The following is a 12,880-nucleotide window of genomic DNA, read 5'->3' on the forward strand; positions in this document are numbered from 1 at the left end:
ATGGTACTGCAGGGGGGACCCTGTGGGAGAGTAGGACGCCGCCGAACAATCATTGTGGGAAAGCCCCCCGACGGGACGTCGGGGGGCTTTTTCGCGTTCCCGGGGAGTTACTGCGGGCCGACGCCCGGGACGATCAGGCCCGTTTCGTAGGCGTAGATCACCGCCTGGGCGCGGTCCCGGGCGCCGAGTTTGGCGAATATGCGGCTGACGTGGGTCTTCACCGTCTGTTCCACGACCACCAGTCGGGCGGCGATCTCGGTGTTGGAGAGGCCCCGGGCGAGGAGGACCAGGACCTCGGTCTCCCGTTCGGTGAGGCCGGAGGCCCTGTCGCGCGGGACGAGGGGGACCCGGGAGCGGACGAAGTCCTCCACGAGCCGGCCGAGGACCTGGGGGTCGATCAGTGCGTTGCCGTCGGCCACGGTGCGGACGGCGTGGGCGAGTTCGCCGGGCGGGGCGTGCTTGAGGAGGAAGCCGCTGGCTCCGCTGCGGAGGGCCTCGTAGACGTACTCGTCCAGGTCGAAGGTGGTGAGCATGATGACCCGGGGGGCGGGGGACGGGGCGTCCGGGCGGGGGGTGAGGAGTTCGCGGGTGGCGGTGAGGCCGTCGACGGTGGGCATGCGTACGTCCATGAGCACCACGTCGGGGCGGGTCGCTGCGACCAGCGCGGGGACCTGGTCGCCGTCGGCTGCTTCGCCGACCACTTCGATGTCGGGTTCGGAGTCGAGCAGGGCCCGGAAGCCGGCCCTGATCATGTGCTGGTCGTCGGCGATCACGACGCGGATCGTCACTGGGGGGCGCTCTCTCTGTCGGGGCTGGTGGGGATCGTCGCGGAGACCCGGAAGCCTCCGTCTGGGGTGGGCCCGGCTTCGGCGGTGCCACCGCAGGTGGCGGCGCGTTCCTTGATGCCGCGCAGGCCGTGGCCGGAGCCGGGGGTGGCGGCCGTGGTGGCGCCGGCCGGGGGGCGGGCGTTGCTGACGCGTAGGTGCAGGCTGGCGGCGTGCTGGGTGACCGTGATGCTGACGGGGGCGCCGGGGGCGTGGCGGATGGCGTTGGTGAGGGCTTCCTGGACGATCCGGAAGGCGGCCAACTGCGTGGTGGGGGTGACCTGTTGATGGTCCGGCAGGGAGGATTCGAGGCGTACGTCGGCGCCGGTGCTCCGGACGCCGGCGACCAGGTCGGGGAGTTGGGCGAGGCCGGGGAGGGGAGTGCGGGCGGCTTCGGTGGTGTCGGGGGCGTCCTCGCGGAGTAGGCGCAGGACCCGGCGCATCTCGTTGAGGGAGCTGCGGGCCTCTTCGGCGATGGCGGCGAGCTCCTCGCGGACGTCCTGGTCGGCGGCGGCGGACGGGACGCGGTAGGGGGCGCTGTCGGCCCGGGCCACGACGACCGACAGGTGGTGGGCGACGACGTCGTGCAACTCGCGGGCGAGGCGGGCGCGTTCTTCGAGGCGGACCCGGCGGGCGCGTTCGGCGGTGGAGTCCGCGCGTTCGCGGGCCAGGTCGCGGGCGGTCTCGGCGCGGGCGCCGGCCAGTTCGCCGACGAGGGCCGCGGCGGCGGAGACGACGGCGAACGGCAGCAGGTCGGCCGGGCCGCCGCGGTCGGGCAGCAGGGCGACCAGGGCGGCGCCGGGGAGTTGGCTCGCCGTCCAGCCGGCGGCGAGGGCGCGGCGCCGGCGGGGGGTGCCGCCGGGGTGGCGCAGGCCCAGCAGCACGAGGGTGACGGACTGGACGAGGATCGAGGTCACCGGCCAGGGCCAGGGCTCGTTCGGGCCGACCGGGACCAGCAGGGCCGAGCCGGTCCCGCAGGCGGCGGCGGAGACCGCGGCGGTCGTGGTGCGGGGCCACTTCCAGACCAGCGGCAGCGGGGCGCAGCGGAGCACCAGCAGGGTCAGCGGCAGTGCGTTGGTGAGGTGGGCGGACCGGTAGTGCTGGGCCACGTCGAAGGCGCCCAGCACGGCCAGCAGGAGCAGCCCCGCGGCCCACCACAGGCTCTGCGAGCCGCCCCGCCGTCCGTGCACCGGAATCCCCCGATTCGTTCGTACCGCCCGGAGTTTACGCGTCGGGCGCGGTGCGGGGGCGGGCTTCACAGTTGGTGGACCCAGGCCACCACGAGGACCGCTCCGCCCGCGCAGGCGGCCAGCGCGGCGGGCCAGGCCCAGGCGCCGGGGCGCTCGCCGCGCAGCAGGTGGGCGCCCAGTCGGGTGTCCAACTCGGCGACCAGCCACAGCAGTCCGAGGGCGGCGGCGGCGAAGGGCAGGCTGATGGCGGCGTGGGCGAGCCAGGCGCCGGCCAGGCTCGGGCCGCCCCAGGAATGGTCGTACGGGCCGGGCTCGACGAAGCCGTAGAGGAGGCCGCGGAGGACGAGGAGCACCTCGACGCCGACGGCGACCAGGGCGAGGGCGCCGAGCGGCAGGCCGACGGCGGCGTGCAGCAGGGTGCGGGCGCGACGGGGGCGGCGGCCGGTCAGGGCGGAGGCGCCCCGGGCCAGGCTGAGCGGGAGCAGGGCGGCGGCTCGGCCGAGCGAGCGGGAGGCGGTGGTCATGGCTCGACGGTAGGCAACGGGGGCGCCGCGGTCGTCACACCGGGGAGCGGGCTCCGGACCCCGTACCGGAGTAGGGGGTCAGAGCCGGCCGGCGGCCTTGAGGGCGAGGTAGGCGTCGGAGAGGGCGGGGGCGATGGACTCCGGCGGGGCGTCCAGGACGGTGACGCCGCGGCGGGTGAGGAGGTCGGCGGTGCGGCGGCGGTCGGCCCGGGTCTGTTCGGCGGCGGCGGCGCCGTAGACGTCCTCGACGGTGATGCGCGGGGCGCGGACGAGTTCGTCCAGGCGCGGGTCGGCGACCGAGGCGAGGACGACCTCGTGGCGCTTGGTGAGGAGCGGGACCTGGGGGAGCAGGTGCTCCTGGATCTGGTGCGCGTCGAGGCCGGTGAGCAGGACGATCAGGGAGCGCTGCGGGGCCATCCGCAGGGCGGTGGAGGTGAGGGCGCGCAGGTCGGTCTCGATCAGGGCCGGTTCGAGCAGGGCCATCGCCTCGGTGAAGGCGGGGAGCACCTCGGAGGGGGAGCGGCCGGCGACGGCGGCGCGGCGGTGGAGGTCGTGGGCGAGCAGGTCGACCCGGTCGCCGGCCTTGGTGGCGAGGGCGGTGAGCAGCAGGGCGGCGTCCAGGGCGGCGTCCAGCCGGGGAGCGTCGCCGACGCGGCCGGCGGAGGTGCGGCCGGTGTCGAGGACGATCAGGACGTGCCGGTCGCGCTCGGGGCGCCAGGTGCGGACGGCGACGGTGCTGCGGCGGGCGCTGGCGCGCCAGTCGATGGAGCGGACGTCGTCGCCGGGGAGGTACTCGCGCAGGGAGTCGAACTCTGTGCCCTGGCCACGGGTCAGGACCGAGGTGCGGCCGTCGAGTTCGCGCAGCCGGGCGAGCCGGGAGGGCAGGTGCTTGCGGCTGGCGAAGGGGGGCAGGGCGCGGACCCGCCAGGGGGCGTCCAGGGTGGCCTGCCGGCCGGCCAGGCCGAGCGGGCCGAGCGAGCGGACGGTGACCCTGCCGGAGTGGTGGTCGCCGCGCCGGGTGGGGGCGAGCACGGTGCTCAGCCGGCGGCGCTCGCCCGCCGGGACGGTGACGCGGTGCCGGGAGGCGGCCGTCGCGGTGCCGGGGGCCCAGGCGGACGGGTACCAGGCGTCGCGGATCCGGGCGCGCAGCGGGCGGCCGGAGGGGTTGCTGACGAGCAGGTCGACGCTGGTGGCCTCGCCGAGGCGGACGGTCGGCTCGCCGGAGCGTTCCAGGCCCAGGCGGCGGACGGGGGCGGCCAGCAGCAGGTCGACGGTGACGGCGGCGAGCAGGGGCAGCGTGACCGCGCCGATGCCCGTCCAGGAGGGGAGGAGCAGACCGACCAGGAGGGCGCCGAGGGCGGCGATGAGGGCCGTGCGGCCGGTCAGGGCCATGGGGTGGCTGGGCTCGCTTTCTGGGGGTGGGGTCGGCGGGGGCCGGGGCGCGGGGACCCGGCCCGGGCGGGCTACCGGGGCGCGGGCGTCTGGGCGAGGACGGCCTGGATGACGCTGTCGGCGGTGGTGCCCTCCATCTCGGCCTCGGCGCGCAGCTGGACGCGGTGGCGCAGGGTGGGCAGGGCGAGCGCCTTGACGTCGTCGGGGGTGACGTAGTCGCGGCCGGCCAGCCAGGCCCAGGCCCGGGAGGTGTTGAGCAGGGCGGTGGCGCCGCGCGGGGAGACGCCCATGGCGAGCGAGGGCGACTGCCGGGTGGCCCGGACCAGGTCGACGATGTAGGCGAGCACCTCGGGGGAGACGGTCAGCTTCGCGACCTGGGCGCGGGCGGCGGCCAGGTGCGCGACGCCCGCGACCGGGCGGACGCCGGCCGAGGCGAGGTCGCGCGGGTCGAAGCCGTTGGCGTGCCGGGACAGGACCTGGAACTCCTGGTCGCGGGTCGGCAGCGGGAGGATCAGCTTCATCAGGAAGCGGTCGAGCTGGGCCTCGGGCAGCGGGTAGGTGCCCTCGTACTCGACCGGGTTCTGGGTGGCGGCGACCAGGAACGGCTCGGGGAGCTTGCGGGGCTCGCCGTCGACGGTGACCTGGCGCTCCTCCATGGCCTCCAGCAGGGACGCCTGGGTCTTGGGCGGGGTGCGGTTGATCTCGTCGGCGAGCAGCAGGTTGGTGAAGACCGGGCCGGGCTGGAAGGAGAACTCGGCGGTGCGGGTGTCGTAGACCAGCGAGCCGGTGACGTCGCCGGGCATCAGGTCGGGGGTGAACTGGATCCGCTTGGTCTCCACGTCGAGGGCGGTGGCCAGGGTGCGCACCAGCAGGGTCTTGGCGACGCCGGGGACGCCCTCCAGCAGGACGTGGCCGCCGCAGAGCAGGGCCACGACGATGCCGGTGACGGCGGCGTCCTGGCCGACCACGGCCTTGGCGATCTCCTCGCGCAGGCCGGTGAGGGCGGCGCGGGCGTCGCCGGACGGGGCCGGGACGGTCTTGAGCAGCTGGTCGGTCACGGCTGTCGTACCTGCCATTCCATGTCGTCGAGGTCGTCGGCGAGCCGCAGCAGTGCGGCGTCGTCGGTGGGGGCCGGGCCGTACAGCAGGTGCTGGAGGTCGGCGGCGGGGCGTCCGAGCCGGGCGGCCGCGGCCTCGGTGAGGGCGGCCGGGTCGGGATCCCGGGAGGTGTGCGGGAGGCCGAGGGCGGCGGCGGTGCGGCGGCGGGCGGCGCGGCGCAGCGTCTCGGCGGCGTGGCCGCGGGCGTTGGCGCGGCGGTAGAGCCGGGCGCGGCCCTCGGTGGTCTCGGAGGCGCGGACCACGGCGGGGAGCCGTTCGGTGAGCACCGGGCCGAGGCGGCGGCCGCGCCAGGCGACGGCGAACAGGCCGGCCACGACGAGCTGCAGGGTGCCCCAGTACCAGCCGTCCGGGATGTAGTCGGTGATGCCCCGGGGGCCGTCGGCGTCGGCGGCCTGCCGGCCGGTGCGGTCGAGGGTCTGCCAGACCAGGTTCGGGTGGGCGCCGAGCAGGCCGAGGGCGAGGGCGGCGTTGCCGTCGTGGCCGAGGGCCCTGTTGGTGAGCGCGTCGCCGCTGCCGAGGACGATCACCTGCTGGTCGCCGCGGGTGCGGCTGACCAGGGTGGTGCGGCTCCCGGCGGGGTAGCAGGCGGTGTCGCCGGGGCGGCCCTCGTAGCTCTGGCCGTCGACGGCGGCGGGGCCGGCGTTGACGGCCTCGGGCAGCGTGCAGTCGGGGGAGAGCGCGGTGTAGCTGCCGGTGGGGTAGCTGGAGGCGGTGACGCCGGGGGCGAAGGCGTTCAGCAGGGGCTGCTCGGGGGCGATCAGGACCAGGCGGGTGCGGTCGCCGCGGGTGATCGAGGCGAGTTCGGCGAGGTGCTGGTAGGCGAGCTCGTCGGGGTAGGTGAGGACGACGGTGGTGTCCTCGGCGTGCAGCGCGTCGGTGAGTTCGTCGGTGCCGGAGGCGGTGCGCGAGGAGATGCCGTGCTGCCGGAGCAGCTGGTCGACGGCGCGGGTGCCGGTCGGGTCGCCGGCCCGCGGGTCGAGCGGGTAGTAGACGGACTTGCCGGGGATGCTCGCGACCAGGGCGCCGGCCAGCAGCAGGACCAGGACGCTCAGCACCCACCAGCGGGCGCGCCGCCAGCGCCCGGTGCGGGCGGGGACGGGCCCGGGCGCGCCGTCGGCGAAGCCGGTCTCGGCGGTTTCGGCGGTGGCGGGGGGTGGGGCGGTGGTGGTCATGCGGTTCCTCCGCCGGCCGGGACGGGCTGGGGGCGGGTGCGGCCGAGGGTGCGGTCCAGGTCGGCGAGCAGCTGGTAGGCGCGTTCGTCGGCGGGGCGTTCGCCGAAGGCGACGTCGTCGAACAGCCTTGCGGCGGAGGCCAGTTGGGTGGCCTGCTGGGGCAGGGCGCGGCCGGCTTCGGCGGCGGCCTCGTCGGCGGTGCGGCCGGGGCGGGGGGAGAGCACGGTGCGTTCCTCCAGGCCGCGGACCAGGGCGCGCATCTGCTCGCGGACGGCGTCCTCCCAGGCGCCGCGGGCGGCGTGCGCGGCGGCGTCGGCGCGGTGCTCGGCGGCGCTGCGCGGGCCCTGGGCGCCGGCGAACAGCGTGCCGCCCGAGCGGGCGGCCCGGCGCGGTGCGCCGTAGCGCCGCCAGGCCACGAAGCCCAGGACGAGCAGGACGACCAGCAGGACGGCGAGCGCGGCGTTGCCGCTGCCGCCCAGGGGCGCGCCGATGTCGTCCAGGGCCCGGCTGAACTGCTCCCTGATCCAGTCGTAGCAGCGTTGGACCAGCCCGGGCTCGTGCTGGTGGTAGACGGCCTTGCGGAGCTCCTCCTGCGCGGCCTCGCGGGCCGCGTCGCGCGGCACTTCGACGGGGGCGCCGTCGGTGAGCAGCGCCCCTCCCCCCGGGAATCCCATGCGGTCAGGCCCCCGGCGGGGTGGCCGCGGCGGACGGGCCGTAGCCGGGCAGGCCGGCGGTGCGGGCGAGTTCCAGGTCGAGGGCCTCGCGGCGGATCCGCTGGTCGGTGTAGATCAGGGCCTCCAGGGCGCCGCCGAGCGGGATGGTGACGGTGCCGGCGACGATGCCGAAGACGGCGAGGACGGCGATGCCGATCGCGGCGCCGCCGTCGCTGGCGGCGCCGGCCACCCCCTCGACGACCATGGCGGCGATCTCGCCGGGGACGAGCAGCACGGCGCCGACCAGGCCCAGGCAGATCCGGAACAGCAGCAGCAGGCCGAAGATCCGCCACCAGGCCCGGCGGGTCAGCCGCCAGGAGCGCTTGACCGCGCCGAGCACGGGCTGCTGCTCCAGCACCAGCGCGGGCACGGCCAGGGTCAGCCGGACCGCCAGCCAGACCACCGGCGGCAGGGTGAGCACCATCAGGGCCACCAGCGCGGGCTGGTCGCTGACGGCGGCGAGCACGAACAGCGGGACGACCGCGACGGCGATCGCGCCGACGGTGATCCCGGCCAGCAGCAGGCAGAGCAGCAGCAGCCGGCCGAGCCGGGGGCGGACCCGGGCCCACGCCTGGGCCGGCGAGGTGTCGCGGCCGAGCAGCCCGTCGGCGACCACGGGGGCGATCAGGCCGGAGGCGAGCACGCCGAAGAACACCTCAAGCGGCCACAGGTAGCTGCCGGAGAACAGGGCGGCGGGCTCGGTGCCGTTGACGTGGATCCACCAGTCGATGTTCGCCTGGATCACCTGGAGGACCACGGCGAGGACCAGGCTGAGCCCGAACGCGGCCCGCCAGTTGCGCCGGACCAGGGCGAACGCGCCGTCCATCAGTTCGCCGAAGCCGAGCGGCCGCAGCGGGATCAGGCCGATGCCCGGGCCGCCCTTCCCGGCCGGAGCGGCCGGAGCGGCGGTTCCGGCCGGGGCGGTCGGCGGGGCGAGGAGGGCGGCGGGTGCCGGGGGAGCCGAGTGGCCGGTTCCGGCGCCGCCGGACGGTGGTTCGGGAGAACCGGGTGAGGTCCAACCCGGGGTCTCGGTCATCGACGCTCCTCGTCGGGGCACCCTGGCTCGGGTGCTTCGGGGTGCTTATCGTGCCATGGTGCGCACGCGTACCCCAGGGGTATCCCGTTGCTGATCCACAACGGTCCGGACAAGGCATCCGAGCCACAACCTTTGCGATGGTATGACTGGTTCGGCGAGCAGTCGGGAGAGCGCAACGGCGCACCCGTGCGGCGCAGGTCACATTCGCGTGATGAGAAGATGGAGACATGAAGGGACGTGTCCTCGTCGTCGATGACGACACCGCACTGGCCGAGATGCTCGGCATCGTGCTGCGTGGTGAAGGTTTTGAGCCGTTTTTCGTCGCTGACGGGGACAAGGCGCTGGCCGCCTTCCGGGAGACCAAGCCGGACCTCGTACTGCTCGACCTGATGCTGCCCGGACGGGACGGCATCGACGTCTGCCGGCAGATCCGGGCCGAGTCGGGCATCCCGATCGTCATGCTGACCGCGAAGACCGACACGGTCGACATCGTGGTCGGCCTGGAGTCGGGCGCGGACGACTACGTGACCAAGCCGTTCAAGCCCAAGGAACTGGTCGCCCGGGTGCGTGCCCGGCTGCGCCGGGCCGAGGAGCCCACCCCCGAGCAGCTGACCATCGGCGACCTGGTGATCGACGTCGCCGGGCACTCGGTCAAGCGCGAGGGCCGGGGCATCCCGCTGACCCCGCTGGAGTTCGACCTGCTGGTCGCGCTGGCCCGCAAGCCCTGGCAGGTGTTCACCCGCGAGGTGCTGCTGGAGCAGGTCTGGGGCTACCGGCACGCGGCGGACACCCGCCTGGTCAACGTGCACGTGCAGCGCCTGCGCTCCAAGATCGAGAAGGACCCGGAGCGCCCGGAGATCGTCGTCACCGTGCGCGGTGTCGGGTACAAGGCCGGGCCCAGCTGAGGATGAGCGAGACCGGGGCTGACCACTCCCCGTCGGACGACCGGTCCGGCGGGGAGAACGCTGTGCGCGGGGACGTGCTGAGTTCCACCACCGGCAGGCCGCGCCGGCGCCGGTGGTGGGCCGTGCTGCTCGCACCGCTTGTCCGCCCCTTCCGGCACCCGGTGGGCCGGGTGCTGGCGCTCTACCGCCGCTCGATCCAGCTGCGGGTGGTCGCAATGACCCTGCTGCTGTCCTTCGTCGTGGTGCTGGTGCTCGGCGTGGTGGTGGTCGCCCAGGTGCGCACCGGCCTGCTGGAGGCCAAGCAGAAGTCCGCGCACGGGCAGGCCCTCGGCGGCTTCCAGATCGAGCAGGACAAGATCAACGAGGCGATCAACCTGCAGGCCAAGGCCGGCGCGACCGCCGACCCGACCCGCGACCAGATCAACGCCTGGCTGACCAAGCAGGTCTCCGACCTGGCCTCCGGCGGCTCCGGCGTCTACTCGGTGATCGCCCTCGCCCCCGACGACCAGGAGGTCAGCGCCCCCAGCGCCGGACTGCGCGGCGCCCGCTACTCCGGCACGATCCTGCCCGACTCGATCACCCCCGAGCTGCGCGCCAAGGTCGCCGCCGACCCGACCAACCCGCAGGAGCAGCCGGTCAAGCTGCACCGCGCCCCGAACAGCCAGACCCCGCCCGGCGACGACAAGGGCCTGGCGATCGGCAAGCAGTTCACCGGCCCGGACGGCAAGCCGTACCAGCTGTACTACGTCTTCTCCTTCTACCAGGAGACCTCCACCCTCAACCTGGTGATCGGCACCCTGGCCACCGCCGGGCTGTTCCTGGTGATCCTGCTCGGCTGCATCGCCTGGGTGGTGGTCCGCCAGGTCGTCACGCCGGTCCGGATGGCCGCCGGGATCTCCGAGCGGCTCGCCGCCGGCCACTTCGACGAGCGGATGAAGGTCACCGGCACCGACGACATCGCCCGCCTCGGCGAATCGTTCAACCGGATGGCCAACGGCCTGCAGGCGCAGATCCGCAAGCTGGAGGAGCTCTCCCGGGTGCAGCGCCGCTTCGTCTCGGACGTCTCGCACGAGCTGCGCACCCCGCTGACCACCGTCCGGATGGCCGCCGACCTGATCTACGACAGCCGCGAGGACCTGGACCCGATGGCGGCCCGCTCCGCCGAGCTGCTCCAGGACCAGCTGGACCGCTTCGAGTCGCTGCTCGCCGACCTGCTGGAGATCAGCCGGTTCGACGCGGGCGCGGCGATCCTGGACGCCGAACCGGTCGACCTGCGCGACATCGTGACCCGGGTGGTGGAGGCCGCCGACCCGCTGGCCCGGGCCAAGGGCAGCGCGGTGCTGATCCGCGGCGCCGAGAACCCGGTGCTGGCCGAGGTGGACGGCCGCCGGATCGAGCGCATCCTGCGCAACCTGGTGGTCAACGCGCTGGAGCACGGCGAGGGCCGGGACGTGGTGATCCGGCTCGGCTCGGCCGAGGGCGCGGTCGCCGTCGGCGTGCGCGACCACGGCATCGGCCTCAAGCCGGGCGAGGCGTCCCGGGTGTTCCACCGCTTCTGGCGGGCCGACCCGTCCCGGGTGCGGACCACCGGCGGCACCGGCCTCGGCCTGTCCATCGCGGTCGAGGACGCCCACCTGCACGGCGGCTGGCTGCAGGCGTGGGGCGAGCCCGGCGGCGGCTCGCACTTCCGGCTGACCCTGCCGCGCACCCGCGGCGGCGAGATCTCCCGGGCCCCGTTCCGGCTGGAGCCGGAGGACTCCCGGTACAACCGCGGGATGTCCTCGGCGGGCGCCCCCTACCGCCGCACCGCGCGCGGCGCGACCGCGCTGACCGGCGGCGAGTCCACCTCCGTCCCGGAGACCCCGGACACCGACCGGCACGCCTTCGGCTCCGGCCTCGGCGGCGTGCTCAGCATCGGCCCCGGCCTGGGCCGGCCCACCGCCGCCCCGGTCTCCGACCCCTCGGACGTCTCGGGTTACGGTGCCACCGGTGCGCAGGTCGTGGTCGACCGCGGCCGTCCGACCCAGTCGGCCCCGTCCGCACCGGAGGACGCCGACACCGACCAGGAGGGGACCGCCGGTGGACAGGACCGACAGGACGACTGACCGGCGGCTCCTCACGGCGGGCTGGGCGGTGCTGCTGGCGACCGCCGCCACCGGCTGCGTGGCGATGCCCTCCGGCGGCGCCCCGCAGCGCCTGGAGGTCTCGCAGAACGCCGCCGACGGCCTGCAGGTGCACGTCTACCCGGTCGCCCCGCACCGGGGCGAGAGCCCCCGGAACCTGCTGACCGGCTTCCTGGACTCCTCCAACGCCGACCAGGCCAACTACGACACCGCCAAGCAGTACCTCACCGAGGGCGCGGCCGCGTCCTGGCGGCCGGACGCGGGCGTGGTGGTGCTGGCCGGCGCCCCGAACCCGAGCAGCCCCTCCATCGCCGACGACGCCACCACCGTCCGGCTGACCATCGAGGGCAAGCAGGTCGCCGCGCTGGACGAGCAGCACACCTACCAGCTCCACTCCGGCGACACCTACCGGCAGGTCTTCACCTTCGTGAAGGAGTCGGACGGCCCCGACAAGGGCGAGTGGCGGATCAGCGGCCTGCCCGACGGCCTGATCGTCGACCAGACCAACTTCAAGAACACCTACAAGCCGGTCCACCGCTACTTCTTCGCGGCCGCCGACCCCTCCAGCACCCGCTCCCAGAGCGCCCAGGTGCTGGTGCCCGACCCGATCTACCTGCGCCGCCGAATAGACCCGCTGACCGAGGCCGCCCAGGCGGCCGCCGCCGGCCCGTCCCGCTGGCTCGACCCGGTGGTCACCTCCGAGCTGGACGGCGTCCGGGTGCGCAGCGCCGTCATCGGCGACAACCGGGTGGCCACCGTCAAGCTGGAGGGCGGCGACCCGGCCGCCTGCAAGCAGATGGCCCAGCAGCTCTACGAGACCCTGGCCGACCAGCAGAGCAAGCTGGACCGGATCGAGCTGTCGACCGGCAGCGGCGGCGGCTGCTCGCTCAGCAGCGCCGAGGCCGCGCTGGTCGCCCCCGGCGTGCTGGCCGGCACCGACGCCGGGGCGCAGGCGTTCATCCAGCTGGCGGACGGCCGGCTCACCCGCTACTTCCAGGACGGGACGCCCACCCCCGTCCTCGGCGTGCTCGGCCAGGTGCCGCAGGCCGGCCAGTTCCACCCCGGCACCGTCGCGGTCCGCCGGGACGCCGCCGTCGCCGCCGTGATCGGGGCCGACGGGCACGACCTGGTCGAGGCCGAGCTGGCCGAGGGCGCCAAGTACGGCGAGTCGATCGTGCACAGCGGCGCCCCCTCCGCCGACAAGGGCCTGGCCTCGCCCAGCTGGGACGGGCGGCAGGACCTCTGGCTGGTCGACCGGAACCCGGCCGGGCCGCGGGTGCTGATGGTGCGCGACCGCACCGTCGCCACCGTCCAGGTCGAGGGGCTGGACGGGCGCACCGTGCAGTCGCTGCGGATCTCCTCCGACGGCACCCGGATCGCCCTGCTGCTCAACCACGGCGACGGCCCCACCACGCTGGCGCTCGGCCTGGTCGAGCACGGCGGCACCGCGGAGGAGCCGACCGCCCGGATCACCGCGCTGCGCGACATCGTGCCCCAGCTGACCGAGGTCGCCGCCGTCTCCTGGGGCGACACCGACCAGCTGGTCGTGCTCGGCAAGGAGACCGACCGGCTGCAGCAGCTGCACTTCCTGGGCACCGACGGCTCCCAGTCCACCGACTCCCCGCTGCAGGGCGGCGAGTCGATGACGGCGCTCTCCGCGACCGAGGCCCGGCTGTCGACCGACCCGACCAGCCCGTCCGGCCCGGCCGTGCTCACCTCCTCCGAGCGCGGGCTCTACCGGCTCAAGGACAACCAGTGGCACGAGGTGCCCAGCAAGTCCGCGACCAGCGCGTTCATCTACCCGGGCTGACCCGGACCGACTCCGGCCTCCCCGGCCGCCGCCGCGCCGCGCCGCCCGGCCACCGCCCCGCGCCGGGCGGTGG

At 75.1% G+C, this 12,880-nt stretch carries 11 protein-coding genes; 3 read left to right on the plus strand and 8 right to left on the minus strand.

Annotated elements, in window-relative coordinates:
* Positions 1-107: 107 nt before the first annotated feature.
* The 8 genes from ACWEO5_RS35320 to ACWEO5_RS35355 all read right to left on the minus strand — a co-directional run bounded on the left by ACWEO5_RS35320 (position 108) and on the right by ACWEO5_RS35355 (position 7,969).
* Complete coding sequence (locus tag ACWEO5_RS35320; RefSeq protein ID WP_452166209.1) at positions 108-788, minus strand: response regulator transcription factor; 681 nt, start codon at positions 786-788, stop codon at positions 108-110.
* Entirely contained in the window at positions 785-2,014 is a 1,230-nt protein-coding gene (locus ACWEO5_RS35325) for a sensor histidine kinase (protein ID WP_452166210.1), read from the minus strand. The genes ACWEO5_RS35320 and ACWEO5_RS35325 overlap by 4 nt, the downstream gene beginning before the upstream one ends.
* A gap of 65 nt (positions 2,015-2,079) precedes the next feature.
* Positions 2,080-2,538, minus strand: coding sequence for a hypothetical protein (locus ACWEO5_RS35330; RefSeq protein WP_452166211.1), 459 nt, complete (start codon positions 2,536-2,538; stop codon positions 2,080-2,082).
* Positions 2,539-2,616: 78 nt separating this feature from the next.
* Positions 2,617-3,930 (minus strand): DUF58 domain-containing protein, encoded by a 1,314-nt coding sequence (locus tag ACWEO5_RS35335; RefSeq protein ID WP_452166212.1) that lies wholly within the window; start codon positions 3,928-3,930, stop codon positions 2,617-2,619.
* Between the two features lie 71 nt (positions 3,931-4,001).
* Entirely contained in the window at positions 4,002-5,006 is a 1,005-nt protein-coding gene (locus ACWEO5_RS35340) for an AAA family ATPase (protein WP_344559308.1), read from the minus strand.
* Complete coding sequence (locus ACWEO5_RS35345; RefSeq protein WP_452166213.1) at positions 4,985-6,220, minus strand: DUF4350 domain-containing protein; 1,236 nt, start codon at positions 6,218-6,220, stop codon at positions 4,985-4,987. Before ACWEO5_RS35345 ends, ACWEO5_RS35340 begins: the two co-directional genes overlap by 22 nt.
* Positions 6,217-6,894 (minus strand): DUF4129 domain-containing protein, encoded by a 678-nt coding sequence (locus ACWEO5_RS35350; protein WP_452166214.1) that lies wholly within the window; start codon positions 6,892-6,894, stop codon positions 6,217-6,219. Before ACWEO5_RS35350 ends, ACWEO5_RS35345 begins: the two co-directional genes overlap by 4 nt.
* Before the next feature lie 4 nt (positions 6,895-6,898).
* Entirely contained in the window at positions 6,899-7,969 is a 1,071-nt protein-coding gene (locus ACWEO5_RS35355) for a glycerophosphoryl diester phosphodiesterase membrane domain-containing protein (RefSeq protein ID WP_452166215.1), read from the minus strand.
* 227 nt (positions 7,970-8,196) lie between these two features.
* Here ACWEO5_RS35355 and mtrA point away from each other — a divergent pair, with 227 nt between their 5' ends.
* Genes mtrA through ACWEO5_RS35370 form a run of 3 tightly spaced genes read left to right on the plus strand, consistent with a single transcriptional unit; the run spans position 8,197 to position 12,807 of the window.
* Positions 8,197-8,874 (plus strand): MtrAB system response regulator MtrA, encoded by a 678-nt coding sequence (gene mtrA, locus ACWEO5_RS35360; RefSeq protein WP_030459579.1) that lies wholly within the window; start codon positions 8,197-8,199, stop codon positions 8,872-8,874.
* A gap of 2 nt (positions 8,875-8,876) precedes the next feature.
* Positions 8,877-10,979, plus strand: a complete 2,103-nt coding sequence (mtrB, locus tag ACWEO5_RS35365; RefSeq protein WP_452166216.1) for an MtrAB system histidine kinase MtrB — start codon at positions 8,877-8,879, stop codon at positions 10,977-10,979.
* Positions 10,954-12,807 carry an LpqB family beta-propeller domain-containing protein gene (locus ACWEO5_RS35370; RefSeq protein ID WP_452166217.1) on the plus strand — a complete coding sequence of 618 codons (1,854 nt, stop codon included), beginning with the start codon at positions 10,954-10,956 and terminating at the stop codon, positions 12,805-12,807. The genes mtrB and ACWEO5_RS35370 overlap by 26 nt, the downstream gene beginning before the upstream one ends.
* Positions 12,808-12,880: the final 73 nt, after the last annotated feature.

The organism is Kitasatospora sp. NPDC004272, assembly GCF_053603035.1.

Excerpts from the sequence above, each read along its gene's own strand:
- ACWEO5_RS35330 (WP_452166211.1), bottom strand. The coding sequence starts at position 2,538 with ATGACCACCGCCTCCCGCTCGCTCGGCCGAGCCGCCGCCCTGCTCCCG.
- ACWEO5_RS35355 (WP_452166215.1), bottom strand. The coding sequence starts at position 7,969 with ATGACCGAGACCCCGGGTTGGACCTCACCCGGTTCTCCCGAACCACCG.
- ACWEO5_RS35350 (WP_452166214.1), bottom strand. The coding sequence starts at position 6,894 with ATGGGATTCCCGGGGGGAGGGGCGCTGCTCACCGACGGCGCCCCCGTC.
- ACWEO5_RS35335 (WP_452166212.1), bottom strand. The coding sequence starts at position 3,930 with ATGGCCCTGACCGGCCGCACGGCCCTCATCGCCGCCCTCGGCGCCCTC.
- ACWEO5_RS35345 (WP_452166213.1), bottom strand. The coding sequence starts at position 6,220 with ATGACCACCACCGCCCCACCCCCCGCCACCGCCGAAACCGCCGAGACC.
- ACWEO5_RS35340 (WP_344559308.1), bottom strand. The coding sequence starts at position 5,006 with ATGGCAGGTACGACAGCCGTGACCGACCAGCTGCTCAAGACCGTCCCG.
- mtrB (WP_452166216.1), top strand. The coding sequence starts at position 8,877 with ATGAGCGAGACCGGGGCTGACCACTCCCCGTCGGACGACCGGTCCGGC.
- mtrA (WP_030459579.1), top strand. The coding sequence starts at position 8,197 with ATGAAGGGACGTGTCCTCGTCGTCGATGACGACACCGCACTGGCCGAG.